The organism is Candidatus Bathyarchaeota archaeon, assembly GCA_026014465.1.
Lineage (GTDB): Archaea > Thermoproteota > Bathyarchaeia > Bathyarchaeales > Bathycorpusculaceae > JADGNF01.
Genome location: JAOZID010000010.1, coordinates 1,422,534 through 1,438,993 on the forward strand (window position 1 = coordinate 1,422,534; position 16,460 = coordinate 1,438,993).

At 48.3% G+C, this 16,460-nt stretch carries 13 protein-coding genes and 1 tRNA gene; 10 read left to right on the top strand and 4 right to left on the bottom strand.

The features are described from left to right. Window positions 1-1,602, bottom strand: coding sequence for a hypothetical protein (locus NWF04_09495; GenBank protein ID MCW4006805.1), 1,602 nt, complete (start codon window positions 1,600-1,602; stop codon window positions 1-3). A gap of 104 nt (window positions 1,603-1,706) precedes the next feature. Beyond that, entirely contained in the window at window positions 1,707-2,999 is a 1,293-nt protein-coding gene (locus tag NWF04_09500; GenBank protein ID MCW4006806.1) for an ATP-binding protein, read from the bottom strand. Between the two features lie 356 nt (window positions 3,000-3,355). Here NWF04_09500 and NWF04_09505 point away from each other — a divergent pair, with 356 nt between their 5' ends. The 4 genes from NWF04_09505 to NWF04_09520 all read left to right on the top strand — a co-directional run bounded on the left by NWF04_09505 (window position 3,356) and on the right by NWF04_09520 (window position 8,609). Further along, the gene (locus NWF04_09505; protein MCW4006807.1) at window positions 3,356-4,573 is read left to right on the top strand and encodes a hydrogenase iron-sulfur subunit; all 1,218 of its coding nucleotides are present in this window, start codon (window positions 3,356-3,358) and stop codon (window positions 4,571-4,573) included. After that, window positions 4,570-5,421: a sulfide/dihydroorotate dehydrogenase-like FAD/NAD-binding protein gene (locus NWF04_09510; GenBank protein ID MCW4006808.1), complete on the top strand. Its 852-nt coding sequence runs from the start codon at window positions 4,570-4,572 to the stop codon at window positions 5,419-5,421. Before NWF04_09505 ends, NWF04_09510 begins: the two co-directional genes overlap by 4 nt. A gap of 28 nt (window positions 5,422-5,449) precedes the next feature. After that, window positions 5,450-6,811 (top strand): NADPH-dependent glutamate synthase, encoded by a 1,362-nt coding sequence (gene gltA, locus NWF04_09515; GenBank protein MCW4006809.1) that lies wholly within the window; start codon window positions 5,450-5,452, stop codon window positions 6,809-6,811. A 145-nt stretch (window positions 6,812-6,956) separates the two neighbouring features. Continuing rightward, on the top strand, window positions 6,957-8,609 hold the full coding sequence (locus tag NWF04_09520; protein ID MCW4006810.1) for a long-chain fatty acid--CoA ligase: 1,653 nt from the start codon (window positions 6,957-6,959) through the stop codon (window positions 8,607-8,609). 19 nt (window positions 8,610-8,628) lie between these two features. Here NWF04_09520 and NWF04_09525 read toward each other — a convergent pair whose 3' ends face one another. Further along, window positions 8,629-9,270, bottom strand: a complete 642-nt coding sequence (locus NWF04_09525; protein ID MCW4006811.1) for a class I SAM-dependent methyltransferase — start codon at window positions 9,268-9,270, stop codon at window positions 8,629-8,631. A gap of 142 nt (window positions 9,271-9,412) precedes the next feature. Between NWF04_09525 and hypF the strand changes: the two genes are divergently transcribed. From hypF to NWF04_09550, 5 genes are all read left to right on the top strand, one after another. Continuing rightward, window positions 9,413-11,692: a carbamoyltransferase HypF gene (gene hypF, locus NWF04_09530; protein ID MCW4006812.1), complete on the top strand. Its 2,280-nt coding sequence runs from the start codon at window positions 9,413-9,415 to the stop codon at window positions 11,690-11,692. 49 nt (window positions 11,693-11,741) lie between these two features. Beyond that, entirely contained in the window at window positions 11,742-11,969 is a 228-nt protein-coding gene (locus NWF04_09535) for a HypC/HybG/HupF family hydrogenase formation chaperone (protein MCW4006813.1), read from the top strand. Beyond that, on the top strand, window positions 11,933-13,078 hold the full coding sequence (gene hypD, locus NWF04_09540; protein MCW4006814.1) for a hydrogenase formation protein HypD: 1,146 nt from the start codon (window positions 11,933-11,935) through the stop codon (window positions 13,076-13,078). The genes NWF04_09535 and hypD overlap by 37 nt, the downstream gene beginning before the upstream one ends. 136 nt (window positions 13,079-13,214) lie before the next feature. Further along, the gene (locus NWF04_09545) at window positions 13,215-13,835 is read left to right on the top strand and encodes a M48 family metallopeptidase (protein ID MCW4006815.1); all 621 of its coding nucleotides are present in this window, start codon (window positions 13,215-13,217) and stop codon (window positions 13,833-13,835) included. A gap of 104 nt (window positions 13,836-13,939) precedes the next feature. Next, a tRNA-Thr gene (locus NWF04_09550) sits at window positions 13,940-14,016 on the top strand. Window positions 14,017-14,037: 21 nt separating this feature from the next. Here NWF04_09550 and NWF04_09555 read toward each other — a convergent pair. Next, window positions 14,038-14,811, bottom strand: a complete 774-nt coding sequence (locus tag NWF04_09555) for an ABC transporter ATP-binding protein (GenBank protein MCW4006816.1) — start codon at window positions 14,809-14,811, stop codon at window positions 14,038-14,040. A gap of 120 nt (window positions 14,812-14,931) precedes the next feature. Between NWF04_09555 and NWF04_09560 the strand changes: the two genes are divergently transcribed. After that, a complete protein-coding gene (locus NWF04_09560) occupies window positions 14,932-16,401 on the top strand; it encodes an ABC transporter substrate-binding protein (GenBank protein MCW4006817.1) in 1,470 nt (489 codons plus the stop codon). Window positions 16,402-16,460 lie beyond the last annotated feature (59 nt).

Below are 16,460 nucleotides of genomic sequence, written 5' to 3' on the forward strand. Positions count from 1 at the left end.
TTAGCGTTTATCTTTTTTCTTCTTTTTTCTCCAAAAAACTAAAACGAGTACAATAATGACTGTTATTGTAGCGGTTAAAGCCGCAATTGTCAGGGTCGGGTCTGCTGGTTCTGTTTTGTTAGCGCCTGTGGGGGTTGGCGTGTTTGTAGGTTGAAGTGTCGGTGTTGAAGTTGCGGTGTTTGTTGGCGTGGCTGTATTGGCGGGTGTTTGTGTCGGATTCTCCGTTGCTGTAGCTGTTGACGTGACGGTTGCTGTCGGGGTAGGAGTTGCTGTAGGTGAGGTTGAGGGTGTGCTTGTCGAAGTGGCTGCGGTTTGGATTTTGCCCTCGTTTATTACGGTAATTGTTCCTTGTGGCTGGTTGAAGTTTGTGGGCGTTGCGGTTAACTCTGTTAGTTCTTGGCTAAGCACGCCTTCTATGAACGGGTCAACAAACGTGATGATACCTTGGTTTCTTAGCAGGGTCACCCCAGCGCCTTGGGTTTTTAGCATCCAACCGTCGCAGTATATATTTCCTTGATTAGTCACGTTCAGGCTGTTTTCTGATTTAAACTGGCTATCTTGTATTTGCATGTGCTGCGTATTTTCGATCCTAGTTGCTGCACTGCTTGTTTCTATATTGCAATTAGTGAACTCCAAGTTTCCCGCGTTTTGCAAAGTTTGCATATCTATCGCTTCACAAGCATCCACTGCGACGTTGCCCCTGTTGGAGTAGTTCCCGCCTGTCAAGGTGCAATGGGTGAGGGTTGTTTGTCCTGTTGTGGTGTGGTTTGAAACGTTGTTTAGGGTGCAGTTTTGCATGGTGCTGCCTGTCCCCGTGTCTGTTAGGCTAACGTTTCCTGCTGTGTTTTTTAGGGAAGTATTGACCCATGTGGCTTTGCTTGTTTGCACATTTATTGTGGAGAGTTTTCCATGGGATGCGGCGCTGCAATCCATGATGCTGTTTTCTACGTCCAAGTTTCCCTGCAGGCTGTCAAGGCTTATTAATCCGCCATAGTTGGCGTCGAAGATGCATCGAGTTAACTGCAGGTTTCCAGTGTTGACGATGATGTGCTGTGCTGCGGCGCCGTTTGCAACAAAAGTTGCGTTTGCCAAATCTGCGTTGCCGTTGTTGGTGAAGAAGGTTCCGTCGTTTTGGTCTTTAAGGTACCAGCTGTCTACGGTTAATGTGCCTTGGTTAGTGATGTATAGGTAGCCTGCGTAGACGCCTGCGGTTAAGTTTTGGGTTGTCATTGTTCCCTGGTTTACTATGGTTATGTTTGCCCAGCCACGTGCGTCAAATTTGGCATCTTGGAATGTGAGTTCTCCCCTGTTCTGTATCAGAAGCTCTGCGCTTTGGCAGTTCACCTCTGATTTTATCGTCAAGGAGCCATGATTGGTGATGGTAACAGTTGGCGTTGGCGGCGTCCCGCTTGAATGGATAAACATGTAGTTCTCTATGGTGACTACTTCGCCCGCGTTTACTGTGAACGAGGCGTGGTCTGTAATCTCTAAAGACCCTTGAAAATCACTCAGATTTAAAACATCGTCTGCATGAACTGGTAGTGCAAAGATTAACATAAACAAAATCAGCGTAAATGCATAAACAAGACTCTTTTTTCTCATTTTACTGCCTTCTCCAAAAACCTCTTTTCACTTTTTCTATATCTGTTTTTTGCCATAAAAATAGAAAATAACTTGTTGCCCTGTGCACAGTAACCTTGGAACGCCTAACTTCTTCTGTTTTGATATATTTCGTCAAGTTCTGTTCTTTTTATCTGTCTGTCCGAGCTTCCTCTTCTTATGAAGATGCCTCTGTTGTTAAGACTATATGGTTTATTTGCTCCCTCTGGTACTTCAACAATTGTAATGTGTTGGTGTACATCCAGTTTGACTTCTTTAATCTGAAATTCTACGGAGGGGTCACAGTTTCCATGAATCAAATCTTGAATGCGTGCTTTTACGTCTTGATTGAAATCCTTTACTCGGCAATGGTCATCTACGCCAATAATAATCCTTCCTCCCTTTGTGTTGGCAAAAGCTACTACTGATTCAAGAAACTCTCGACCGTTAACGTCTAATTTTTCCTTAAATTCAGTTGTTTCGTTTTCTCCCCTATTAATCATTTCAACTATTTGTTCTTGCGTGTTTTCTACGTAGATGTCTTCCTCAAATATTGAGTATCTGTAATTAAAACTTCTTTGATCTATACTGTCCCCCTCTATTGCAGACATTATGTGTACTTCAACTACGGAGGGTTCAATTTCAGACCTGAATTCTGTTGTTGTGCCTTGAAACGACAAATCTCCACTATTGACTGATTGGTTCTCCCCTCTGCAATAGACTTTTGCTCTCAATTCTTTTTCGGCTATCTCTTGCGTTTCAACAACAATTTTTATTCTGTTGCCTGACAACTGTAGTTTCTTGATTCTTGCCCTGAAATCAGGTATTAAGATTTCAATACGGTTATCTACATTGCGCCATCCATCTTCGGGTAAAGTAAGGTCAAAAAAGCCTTCAATTGCGTCTGTTCCATTTGGGAATAAAGGCAATCCAATTTTAGACAGAGGTTTCTGTGGAATGATTCTGTTTGTTTCTGAACTTATGGAGCTTTCAATATAGAGTGTAGGCCAATACGGCAATGTGTATCCATAACGTCTGCCACTTGGTAACACTTCTGTATGACCAAAACTGGCTTTTACTGGTGTTTCTTGGAAATTGCAAATTTTCAAAGCGTTTTTCTCAAAAATTGATCGTAATAATGTTATTGATTCGGGTATGTCGATAAAGTTTTTAATTAAAACAAAATTGCCATAGTCAAGCTTCTCGTTTATGTGCTTTTTTTCTCCTCTCCAAAGGAATGATATGCGACCAAAGTTGACTTTCCACTCCTCTTTTTCATCTTTAGATAATGCAAATGCTGTCATTACTTGACCATAATTGTTTTTCCGGTGTTCAATTGTCTTTATGGCGTCCTCCAGTTTTCTATTGGTGTTATTGGTCGACATTAATTTTACATCCAAACTAGACTCCACATTGTATTAGATATGTGTTGATTACTCCTGGCTATTTTGGCAATTTGTTGTGGGTGATTTGTATCTTATGCTTGTATGATGCTAGTTAACATCATGTATTTTATTGGGGGGGGGGGGAGTGGACTCAAAGAATTGTTTTTGTGTGGTATTTTTGAGTGTAGCGATAACTCTCAAGATGATGATCCTTTGGCGTCTTTGTGTTTGCTGGGATTGTATGGGATAATTCTTAAAGGTAACAGTAAACGTTATATCGTCCAAAGGCTCTCTTCATGCTTTCATAAGCACTAGCTGATATGCTTACGGTGCAAGAAGCATTAGGGAAATAAAATTAGAGGTCACTTAATATGAGTGAAAAGTGTCTCGCTGCAGTAAAAATCAATCAAGACCTGTGTAGTCGATGTGGAGTATGCTATTCTATATGCCCGTTTGAAGCCATAAACCGTGACGATGAAAGCGGTGAAGTGGCAATTGATGAACAAAAATGTCAAGTTTGCGGAATCTGTTACAGCGCTTGCCCCGTTTCTGCTATAGAAATGGCGTATTACGACTACAACCAATTATCTGACTACGTTAATTCTTTGAGAGAAAAAGTTAAAGGCGACACGCTTGTCGTGATGTGCCGCGGAAACTCTCCTTCCAACTGCGAAGTCGAAGAGATTCTGACCAACCACGGCTTAAGCATCGAAAACTATCTGCCTTTGCGTCTGCCCTGTGCAGGTAGAATCCCCACGGATTTTGTCTTTAACGTTCTCAACTCTGGCGTGAAAAACATTATTTCTGTTCAATGTGAAGACGCGTTTTGCCGCATGAAGGAAGGTACCAAAATCAACACGAAACGGTTCCTTCTAAGCAAGAACGTGCTTGAACAGTTAGGGTTTGACGAAAACGCCCTAAGCGTTGTCAAGTACTCACGCAAAGCCGTATGGGACACCGAAAAATGTGTTGGCTGCGACAAATGTGTCACCATCTGCCCCTACGACGCCATCGAAGCACAACCCTTCTCATCACCCAAAGTAATCGAGGACAAATGTGTCGGCTGCGGTGCCTGCCAGCTAGTCTGCCCACACCACGCCATACAAGTCAAAGGCTTCGAATTTGACAACGTCCTTAGCCGCTACACCCAAGCAGCACAAGCCCTCAAAGCCAAAAACAACGCACCCGCAGTTCTAGTCTTCAGCTGCCAATGGTCAGACTACTCCGCCTTGGACAACCCTGAAGATGTGCTCAAAGGCAAAAACGCAATCGTCCTTGAAGTACCCTGCTTCAAATCACTTGACCCCGCCCACGTCATAACCGCACTCAACTGTGGCTTTGACGGCGTCATGGGTGTCGTATGTGCTCCAGACGACTGCAAACTTGAAAAAGGCAGAGACACCGCCGAACGCAACCTTGGCGTCTTGCAAACTGCCCTCAAAAAACTAAACATGCTTGACCGCTTCGAACTCTTTGAACTCTCCCCCCGATGCGAAGGCGACTTCAAAACAAAGTTCGACGGCTTCTACCAAAAAATTTCTGCTCTGCCCCAGCAAAACTGTGCAGTAGCTAAAACCGGAGGCGAATAAACACGTACGAAATAGTAAAGAAAACCCAGCTTGGCCACAAAGAAACCCTCTTTGAAGTAAAGGCGCCCGACATTGCCGCTAAAGCTCAAGCAGGACAATTCATCATGGTGGTCCTTGCTGAAAAGAGCGAACGCATACCCCTAACCATCTGCGGATACGACCAAGAAAAAGGAACCATCTCCTTTGCTTTCCACGAAGTAGGCAAAAGCACCAAAGAGCTTGGCTTGCTAAAGGAAGGCGACAGCATCATGAGCATTACTGGTCCCTTGGGAAACCCCTCTGAAGTCAAAAAATTCGGCAAAGTCTTGTGCGTTGGCGGCAGCATCATGATTGCCCCCATCATGCTCCAAGTCAAAGCCATGAAAGAAGCTGGAAACCAAGTGACAACCGTGTTGGGTTGCCGCTCCAAAGAATTCCTGTTCATGGAAGACGAAGCCAAAGCATTAAGCGAGAAAGTCTACATCGCATCTGACGATGGCTCAACTGGCTACAAAGGCTTAGACTTCTTAGCGGACTTACTCAAAACCGAAAAGTTTGACCGCTGCGTCGTCATGGGTCCCGTAGTCATGATGAAACAAGTAAGCGAAATAACCAAACCCCACGGCATCCCCACAATCATCACCATGACCCCAATCATGATTGACGGCATGGGCATGTGCGGAGTATGCCGAGTAACCGTTGACGGCAAGATGCTCTTTGGCTGCGTTGACGGACCAGAATTTGATGGGCATCTAGTCGACTTTGACGAGTTAATCATGCGTCAACGTATGATGCTTCCTGAAGAACGATTAAGTTCAGTTTTGTGGGAAAACAGTGGAGGTTGTAAGTGTGGCAGAAACAAAGCCTAAACCCAAACTAAAGAAAGTAGCCGTTGATATGGCAAAACAAGAACCCGAGGTAAGAGCCAAAAACTTTGACGAAGTAGCCCTAGGCTATACTGAAGAAGAGGCGCTTGAAGAAGCCAGTCGCTGCTTGACATGTCCAAACCCGCAGTGCGTAAAAGGCTGCCCCGTCAGTGTTCCAATCCCAGACTTCATCAAATGCATCAAAGAAAAGAAATACGCCGAAGGCATCGCCACCATCAAAACCAAAAACGCCCTCCCAGCCGTCTGCGGACGTGTATGCCCACAAGAATCCCAATGTCAATCCAAATGTGTCATCGGCAAGATGGGCGACCCCGTAAGCATCGGACGCTTAGAACGCTTCCTTGCTGACTGGGAAAGAGACAACGGTTTCCAACTCCCACCCAAAGCACCCTCAACAGGCAAAAAAGTCGCAGTCGTCGGCGCAGGTCCCGCAGGCTTAACCGTCGCAGCAGACCTAGTCAAACGCGGACACGACATAACCATGTTCGAGGCGCTTCACTTAGGCGGCGGAGTGCTCAGCTACGGTATCCCAGAATTCCGTCTACCCAAAGCCATCGTGCAAAACGAAGTCAACTACGTCAAAAACCTTGGCGTTGACCTACGTTTAGGTAACCTGATTGGCAGAACCCACACCATTCCCGAACTCATGAAAGACGGCTACGACGCAGTCTTCATCGGAAGCGGCGCAGGCTTGCCCTCATTTACCGGCTGCCCCGGCGAAAACCTAGGCGGCGTCTACAGCGCAAACGAGTTCCTCATTCGCGTTAACCTCATGAAAGCCTTCGCGTACCCCGACTACGACACCCCCATACGCATCGGCAAACACGTAGTAGTCATCGGCGGCGGAAACGTAGCCATGGACTGCGCACGATGCTCAATGCGTCTAGGCGCAGACGTCTGCCTACTCTACAGACGCTCCCGCGACGAGCTGCCCGCAAGACTCGAAGAAATCGAAAACGCCGAAGAAGAAGGCCTAGTCTGCAAATTCCTCGCCGCCCCAATTGAATTCTACGGCGACGAACGCGGCTGGGTCAAAAGCATGAAATGCATCTGCATGGAACTAGGCGAACCCGACGAACGCGGCAGACGCAGCGTAAAGAAAATCCCTGGCTCCGAATTCACCATGGACGTTGACACAGTCATCATCGCCATCGGACAAACCCCCAACCCCATCATCCAACGCACCACCGACGGCTTAGAGAGCAACCCCAAACGCGGAACCATCACCGTTGATGACGTAGGCAAAACCAGCCTCGAAGGCGTCTACGCAGGCGGAGACGTAGCCACAGGAGCAGCAACAGTCATTAGCGCTATGGGCGCAGGCAAACGCGCAGCACAAGCAATGCACGAATACCTCGAAAGCAAAAAATAACCCCCTCCCCTATATTTAGCTTGAATTGCCCGTTTTGGGCTTTTCCTTTTTATCTAATTTAGCATTTGAGACTTTTTTGTTGTTGATTGTTTTCTGAAGGTTTATTATTTATCCTGTTGTTTTCTTGGTGAAAGGTTGAGTTCCCTTGACTGATGAAAAGGCATGGTTTAAGTTGTGGCCCTCCGATGTGCCCAAACAGTTGGATTACCCCCAAATTTCCCTACATGAAGTCTTAACCCAAACCGCCCAAAAACACCCCAAACAGGCAGCTATAGCTTTTCTGGGCGCTGAATACAGCTACGAACAGTTAGATGCGCTTTCTAGCCAGTTTTCTGCGGCGCTTGTTTCTTTGGGAGTAAAAAAGGGCGATTGCGTCGCGGTTTACCTGCCCAACGTGCCCCAATTCATAATCGCCTACTTTGGCATCCTAAAAGCTGGTGCTGCCCTAACCGCCATAAGCCCGCTACATCGCGAACGCGAAGTCGAACACCAACTCACAGACTCCAAAGCCAAAGCCCTAATCACACTTGACTCGCTTCTTCCAGTTGTCCAAGCCGTACAAAACAAAACCAGCCTCCAAAGCATAATACTCACCAACCTCACCCAATACGCCCAAAAACCCCCCACCCCAACAATACTCCCCCAAACCCCAAACATACAAGGCTTCCCCGAACTCCTCGCCAAAAACATCAACACAACCCCCACAAAAGTTCCCATAAACCCCGCTGAAGACTTAGCTGCGCTTCAGTACACAGGGGGAACTACGGGCACCGCCAAAGCCGCCATGCTCACCCACCAAAACCTAGTCGCCAACGCCTTCTCTTTTGCTTCTTGGATAAAAGGCGAAGTCACCAAAGAAACCTACCTCACCGCCCTGCCCCTGTTCCACATTTACGGCATGACAACTAGCATGACCTCCCCCATAGTTCAAGCGGCGAAGATGGTTTTGCTCCCCAAATTTGACCCCACAACCGCCCTGCAAACCATCCAAAAACACAAAGTAACCGTTTTCTGCGGCGTCCCAACAATGTACGCGATTTTGCTGAATAATCCTGAGCTTGGCAAGTATGATTTGACCTCTATTCGCGCCTGTATTTCGGGGGCTTCGCCGCTTCCACCTCAAGTGCAAAAAACGTTCATGGAAATCACAGGCGGCTTACTCGCAGAAGGCTACGGCTTAACCGAAGCGTCTCCTGTTACGCACTGCAGCCCTGTGGATAAAACCATGAAAACCGTCAAAGTCGGCTCCATCGGACTGCCCATACCTGGAACTGACGCCAAAATTGTTGATTTAGAAACGGGCACCCAAACGTTGCCGCCTACACAAACTGGCGAGCTCGCCGTTAAAGGGCCGCAAGTCATGAAGGGCTACTGGCAACGACCCGACGAAACCGCCCTAGTCCTGCGCGATGGCTGGCTGCTCACTGGCGATATAGCCCACATGGACGAATACGGCTACTTCTACATAACCGACCGCAAAAAAGACCTCATCAAATACAAAGACTACAGCGTCTACCCCCGAGAAATCGAAGACGTCCTCTACGAACACCCCGCCGTAAAACTCTGCACCGTAATTGGCAAACCCGACCCTATGGCCGGTGAAATCCCCAAAGCCTTCATAGTCCTAAAAGACAACACGCAAGCGACAGCCGACGAAATCAAGGCGTTTGTTAACCAAAAAGTCGCCCCCTACAAAGCCATCCGCGAAATCGAAATCCGCCCCGAACTCCCACTCAGTTCCGCAGGAAAAGTCTTACGACGAACCCTGCGCGACCAAGAAAAACAAAAACAACCTTAACCCTCTCTTTGTTGCGGCTTTAGGGTTTTTGGGCAAGAACCACATTCCACGCCGTCTCTTCTTTTTTGAAAACCTGAACTTTCACAAATCCCGCCGCTTCCAGCAGCCCCTTGATTTCCTCGAGCGCAACGAGGTGTACGTGGGCTTTTTTTATGGTTTCCGCGTTTTTCTTCTCGTAGGCGAGGTCTTTTATCATCTCGTTAATCAGGAGCAGTTTGCCCTGTGGCTTTAGTACCCTGTGGATTTGTTGGAAAGCGTCAAGCAGGCTGCTCCAGAAATAGTAGGTCTCAACCGCCGTGACCAAATCAAACGTGCCCTCTGGGAACTGTAGGTTTTCCACTGAACCTTCAATGATTTCTACGTGTCCCTGTTTAATTAGCTGTGCATTTACCGTTTTGGAGTACGTTACCATATCTTCTGAGTAATCTGTGCCTGCGATTTTTCCTTCGGGTGCCATGCGCGCTAAGCGGTTGACGGTTTTGCCGCCTCCACATCCCACGTCCAAGATTGTGGCGTCCTTAGGGATTTCTACGAACTGCAAGCCCCAAGTCGTAAGCGCCTCATGTTCCGTGTTCATTAAAGCCGCAACTTTCTTGCCCTGCTCTCCTTTTGGGCATCGGAACTGGCTCATGAACGCCGCGTCTTTCTCTTCAGGGTGCATCAAAAAACCACTCTTAAACAGCTTAATAACCGCTTGCCCACCAGACTTGCCAAAAAACTGTTCCTTGCCGCTTCTTTTGTGCTGTTTGGGTCATAATCTATATGAATTCTCTTTTTCCTAGAATAGCTTGAGTGTCTTAGGTTTGCGCGTCAAGCTTACTGTTACGGGGATTGTTCAGGGAGTTGGTTTTCGCCCATTTGTTTACCGCATTGCAGTCAAAAATGGTTTGGCGGGGTACGTTCTTAACCGTGGCGATGCGGGCGTAGAAATTCTTCTTGAAGGCGGTGAGAATGCGGTGGAGCGGTTTTTGGTTGACCTCCAAGAGTTGAAGCCGCCTTTATCTCAAATCCATAGTGTCATACAGACGCCTCTTGACGGAGGTAACCAGTACCGCGGATTTGAGATTCGCCACAGCTCGAGTGAATCTGAGCATTCCGGTTCCGTAGTTCCCCCCGATAGCGCTATCTGCAACGACTGCCTACGAGAACTGCGTGACCCAAAAAACCCGCGCCACGACTACTTTTTCATAACCTGCGTTAACTGTGGTCCACGCTTCACCATCATTGAGCAACTGCCTTATGACCGCGAAAACACCACCATGAAACAGTTCCCCATGTGCAGCTTTTGCCACAAAGAATACATTGACCCCCAAAACCGCCGATTTCACGCCCAAACTGTTGCCTGCCCCACATGTGGACCCAAAGCTTACCTAACCACCAACACAGGTGAACCCCTAAACGCTGCTGACCCCGTGCGCGAAGCAGGCAAACTACTTAGCGAAGGCAACATCCTCGCCGTCAAGGGCTACGGCGGTTTTCACATTGCAGCCTCAACCACAAAAGAGCCGCCCCTACGCAGACTTCGCACATCAAAGCATCGACGCGCCAAACCCTTCGCCGTCATGGCAAAAAACATACCCGCAATCCAATCCTTTGCCGACATTACCCCCAAAAAGCACGAACTGCTAACCTCACCCGCACGCCCCATCGTCCTGCTCAACAAAAACGACCATTACGGTTTGTCGGGGTTGGTGGCTCCTGAGCTGCACAACATCGGCGTTATGCTCCCCTACTCTGCCATGCATTACATGCTCTTTGACAACGTAGCTGACCAAGCTTTTGTCATGACCTCTGCTAATCCCCCTAATCAGCCCATAGTTAAGGATAATCAGGAAGCCCTCAAAATCTTGGGCGAAACCGTGGATTATTTTTTGTTCCATAACCGCGAGATTGCTTACCGCTGTGACGATTCAGTTATGCGAACCCACGGCAGCCGCAACGTGTTTTTGAGAAGAAGCCGCGGTTACGCCCCCGCCCCCGTGATGCTTAAGCAAAAAGCCAAGCGTTGCGTGGTGAGTTTGGGCGGCGAACTAAACAACACCTCCTGTGTCCTTAACGAAAACAAAGCTTTCATCAGCCAACACATAGGCGATGTAGAAAACGTTGAAACCAAACAGTTCCTTCAGCAAGCCACAGAGCATCTTATACGGTTAACAAACAGCCAACCCCAAGCCATCGCCTGCGATTTACACCCAAAATTCACCACCACCCAACTCGCCAAAGCCCTCGCAGAGCAAAACAACTGGCAACTAATCCCTGTACAGCACCACCACGCCCACATCGCCGCTCTAACCGCAGAGCACAACCTCCCCGAAATAGTCGGAGTTGCCTGCGACGGATACGGCTACGGCACCGACGGCACCGCATGGGGCGGAGAAATCCTGCTGTGCACCCAAAACTCAGCCAACTTCAAACGCCTAGCACACCTCGAACCCCAACCCCTCTTAGGCAGCGATCTAGCCACACGTTACCCCCTACGCATAGCCGCAGCCATACTCAACAAAACCACAGACATAACGTCTTGGCTCCAAAACCACGTTCAACATCTGCCCCACGGCGAAATGGAAGCAAACCTCATTTTGACCCAACTCAAAAACGGCAACTCAATTCCCCAAACCACTAGTGTTGGCAGGGTTTTAGATGCAGCCGCCGCCACGTTGGGAATATGCTACGAACGCACCTACGAAGGCGAAGCCGCCATGAAACTAGAAGCCGCCGCGGTAAACGGCAAGGACACCTTAGCGTTGGAGCCGCAAATCTACGGTGACCTGCTTAAGACCACGCCCCTAATCCAGAGCCTCCACGAAAACGCGGGTAAGCTGTCGGTTTCGGATTTGGCTTATAGTGCGCATAAGTATGTCGCGGGGGGGTTGGCGGTTTTGGCAGTGCAGTTTGCTCAAGAGCAGGGCGTTGGGGTGGTGGGTTTGTCTGGTGGCGCGGCGGTTAACGAGTTGCTTGCACGGATAATGCGCGAGGCAGTGGAGGCGGCGAGGTTGCGGTTTGTAGTTCACGAAGCAGTTCCCGCGGGTGATGGTGGCGTGTCTTTTGGGCAGGCGGTTGTTGGAGGCTTTACAGATTTTTAACCAATTGCTTTTTATCGCGGTTTTCGCCTCTTTTACGGGTTGATTTGTTATGTGTTTAGCTATTCCCGCGCGTGTTACAAGCGTTTCAGGCGACAAAGCTCAGGTGGATTTTGGAGAGGGCGTTTTGCGTGAAGTTAACATTGCCCTTGTAGACGCAAAAGTAGACGATTACGTTTTGGTTCACGCTGGCTATGCAATTCAAAAGATGGATCAAAAAGAAGCCCTTGAAACGCTTAGCGTATGGAACGAAGTCCTCGACGCCGCAGAAAACGAGTAGAGGCAAAAGTTTTGGAGCAACAAAACCTGTACCGCGACCCCACCATGGCAAAACGCATAGCCAAAAAAATCTCCGAGTTAACCCCAAAAACAGGCACCGTGAAAATCTGCCACGTCTGCGGCACCCACGAATGGACCATAACCCACTTCGGAATACGCAGCCTGCTCCCCAAAAACATCGAAGTCATTGCGGGTCCTGGTTGTCCTGTTTGTATTTTGCCTGCTTCTGAAGTGGATGCTGCTATAGAGTTGGCTAAACGCGGTGTGGTTGTGACATGCTTTGGTGATGTCCTGCGGGTTCCAGGCTCACATGGATCTTTGCTAGATGCCAAAGCCGACGGCATAGATGTGCGCATCGTGTACAGCACTAGCGACGCAGTGGATATGGCTAAACGTGAACCCGAAAAAGACTTCATGTTCTTCGCAGTCGGTTTTGAAACCACTACCCCTTCCACAGCTCTGGAAATAAACAAAAAACCCCCCAAGAACCTGAGTTTTCTGGTTTCGCACCGTGTGGTTCCACCTGCCATGGAGTTGCTTGCCAAAATGCCCGAACTAAACCTTAACGGCTTCATAGCCCCTGGGCACGTAAGCACCATCATCGGCTTAGAGCCCTACGCGGTTTTCCCCCAAAAGTACAGTTTGCCTACGGTAGTGGCGGGGTTTGAACCGTTGGATTTGCTTTTTGGCGTTTACATGATTGTCAAGCAAATGCGTGCGGGCAAGGCGCGGTTAGAAAACGAGTACTCAAGGGGCGTGAATTGGGAAGGCAACCCTAAAGCCCAAAAACTAATCGCTGACACATTTGATGTGGTGGATGGGAAATGGCGTGGACTACACACTATACCCGACTCTACTTTGGTTCTCAAGGAGAAGTATGGCGCGTATGATGCTTTGCGCAAGTACGGCGTTAAACTCAAAGATGGCATAGACTCACAACCTGGATGTCAGTGCCATTTGGTGGTGGTTGGGAAAATTAAGCCTGATGCTTGCCCCCTGTTTTTGAAGGCTTGCACTCCTCAGAATCCTGTTGGCGCCTGCATGGTCAGCATGGAAGGTACCTGCCGCGTGTGGGCAAAGACGGCTTCAGCAGATTTGCGAAAGAGTTAAACCTTTCATAGTGAATGAATGTTGGCTGTGGTCTGGCTTGGGGGCTTTGGCAGACAAAAAATAAAAGGTCAATATATAGAGGTATATCCGATGATGGCGGCAAATTTGTTTCAAATGTTTTGTGTGAGGTGCAAAATTGTATAGTTATGAATTGGCGTTTATACAGCGAAAACTTGGCGAGTTAGCTGTAAAAGCCAAACTGGAAACGCCGCCTCAACTGGAGATATCTCAAAATGAAAAACTGGCAAGCATCAGGGTTTTTCGCAGGCAGATAACGGTGGGTGAAAACTTTTTGCAGCACTGGCGCAGTGGCTCTTTTGACGAGAAAGATGTTGAAGCTACTTTGGCGCATGAACTTGGGCACATGATGGATTTTAGCCGCTTTTTCCGCTCCGCCAGTTTTTGGAGTTTGCTCTTAGAACGGTTCTATTTCGCTCTTGTCTTGGTTCCCGTGCTGGTCTGCTTCGCCTGTCCATCCATAACATCCCTGCTAGTTTCCTCGTTAATCTTCGTATGTTGGGCTTTGCTTTTGCCTTGGATAACACGCAACACTGGCATACTCATTGAAATAGAAGCCGACAAAAACGCTGCCACCTACCTAGTAGAACCCAAACAACTAGCAGATACCCTGCTGAAAATAAACGCGCTTGTTGTCCCCATCAAAAAATTCGGTTTAGCTGCCAGATTAGACTTTCTAGCAGGCATGCTAACCCAGCCTTCCTGTAGCGAACGACTAAAACACTTAGACACACTCTAACCTCCATGCAACCCTGCAGCGCCGTAAACCTGATTTTACAACCTGCAAACCGCAAGCGTTTTATGTCTAAGCACTTCTTTGTTCAAAGAAGAACCCACAAACATGCCTCGGTGGCCTAGCCTGGTGGGGCGTTACCTTGGTAAGGTAATGGTCGCGGGTCCAAATCCCGCTCGAGGCTCCATATTTCCTCAAAAACTCGTTTTTAGCAGAGGGCTTGTAGGGGTACGATGTAGGGGATTTTGTTGGTGTTGTTTATCATGACTTCGACGCCGTAGACTGTTTTTATGCTGTCGGTGGTTAGGACGGTTTGGGCGTCTCCTGCGGCGTAGATTTTGCCTTTTTCCATCATGACGATTTTGTCGCAGTATCTGTAGGCGAGGTTGAGGTCGTGTATTGCGACGACTGCTGCGAGGTTTTTTTGGGTAACGAGTTTGCGTGTTAGGTCCATGACTTCTAGTTGGTGTTTGATGTCTAGGCTGCTGGTGGGTTCGTCGAGGAGCAGGACTTGGGCTTCTTGGGCTATGCTGCGTGCAATGAGAACTCTTTGTTGTTCTCCACCGCTAAGTTCATAGAAGTCGCGTAGTGCAAGGTGTTCGATGTTTAGTTTTTTTAGGGCTGCCCAGACTTTTTCGTTGTCTTTTTCGCTGCTTTGCCACGTGAAGTGTGGTCTTCTGCCCATTAGCACTACTTCAAAAACTGGGAGCGCGTCGGAGTTGGCTACTGTGTTTTGGGGAACGTAGCCTATGTATTTGGCAACGTCTAAGCGGCTCATTTTTTTGATTTCTTTGCCGTCTACTGCGATTTTGCCTTGTTTGGGTTGGAGAATTTTGTTTATGCATTTGAGCAGGGTTGTTTTTCCTGAGCCGTTGGGGCCTATCATGCCTAAAACTTCGGATTCTTGGAGCGTTAGGGATACGTTTTGGAGTGAGGGGGTGCTGTTGTAGCTGAAGGTTAGGTCCTGTACGGTTATGTTCATTGCTTGGGCTTCTCCTGTAGTTTAACAGTGCGTTAGGGTATATGAGTGTTACTTTTTGCTAAAAAGTTAACACAACATATAAGTATTACTTTTCTGTAGAGGCGTAATACCGTGATTAGCATGAAAAAGTACATGTCTCTTGGCATAATCCTCATAATCATACTTGCATCCTCCATCGTGGTAGGCTATAGCCAAAACTGGTTCCAGCCCACACAAGAAACCCCCCAACCCTCCAAAAGCCCCACCCCAACCGCCACACCCGCTGCTACACCTTCCCCTTCACCAAGCACTTCGCCAACGCCCGTTGCCGTGGCTTCGATGGCTGTGGTTTTGGAAGTTTTTGGAAACGCCAACATGGATGATGCTGTAGACCAAGACGACGTAGATTATCTTGACCAGATAATTGCTGGTAGCGCAGATGCCACTGCCTTTGCCGACGCCAACAACGACGGCGCAGTTGATGAAGCTGACAAGACGCAGGTCACTGCCCTACTAAACGGGGAAGCATCTAGCATTGTCTTGCTTGACGGCAACGGCGCTACTATAACGGTTTCTTTGCCCGCAGAACGCATAGTCATCGAGTATATCCAAAACGCCGAGTTGATTCGAGTGTTGGAGCTTGAAGACAACATTGTCGGCATAGACTACTGCGTTGACGTGCTCAAGGACTTTTATTTCCCCGAGAACCCCGACATAACCTCTGTAGGTCAAATGTACACGCCCGACTACGAAGCCGTCCTAAACGTAGACCCCGACGTTCTGCTAACGTTCTCCTCAGCAACCGAAGAAAAAGCCCAAAAACTGCCTGGCGTTGACGTAATCTTCTTGGGCTTGTATTACCCCAACGTGACAAACCCTGAAACCTCCAGCTTCATCCAAGGCATACTCAAAGCAGGCTACATCTTCGATAGAGTTCCTCAAGCAAACGCGTATGCAAGCTGGCTTTTAGACCTAACCCACAGCATAAACTCCAAAACAAGCGACCTCGCCGACAAACCCTCCGTCTTCATGACCAACTATCCCTACGACCCCTCCTCGGCCACCGTCTCCGCCTACGCAACAATTGACACTCTAGGGCAAGTTTGCATCCTATCGGGAGGCGACAACATCGCAAGCGCCATCTCAGGATACGGCAACACCTCCTCCTTCAAAGTTGACGCCGAATGGATAATCTCGCAAAACCCCGAATACATCTTCCTGCACACCGTACGATACACCTTTAGCGGTGTCATGCGCGGCGACCCAGCTCAAGGCTTAAACGTTGACGACATAACCAGCATAAAAGACTGCCTAGAAACGTATCTTGCACGCCCAGAATTCGCAGAACTCGACGCATTCAAAAACGGCAACGTCCACATCATAGCAGGCGACTTTAGAAACAACGCCATGGGCGGCGTTTTAGGAGCTGTTTACTTGGCAAAGACGCTGCATCCTGACTTGTTTGCCGATTTGAACCCTGAAACCATACACCAGCAGTACCTAACAGAGTTCATGCACCTAAACTACGACTTGGATGAACACGGAGTCTTCCTGTACCCGCCCCTAACAATCGACAACGACACCGTGGGCATACCTAACGGTTCTGAGTAGAACCTTAGGCATCCCTTTTTTCCTCTTTGATATAACTATGCTTGAATAGTGCCTTGTTG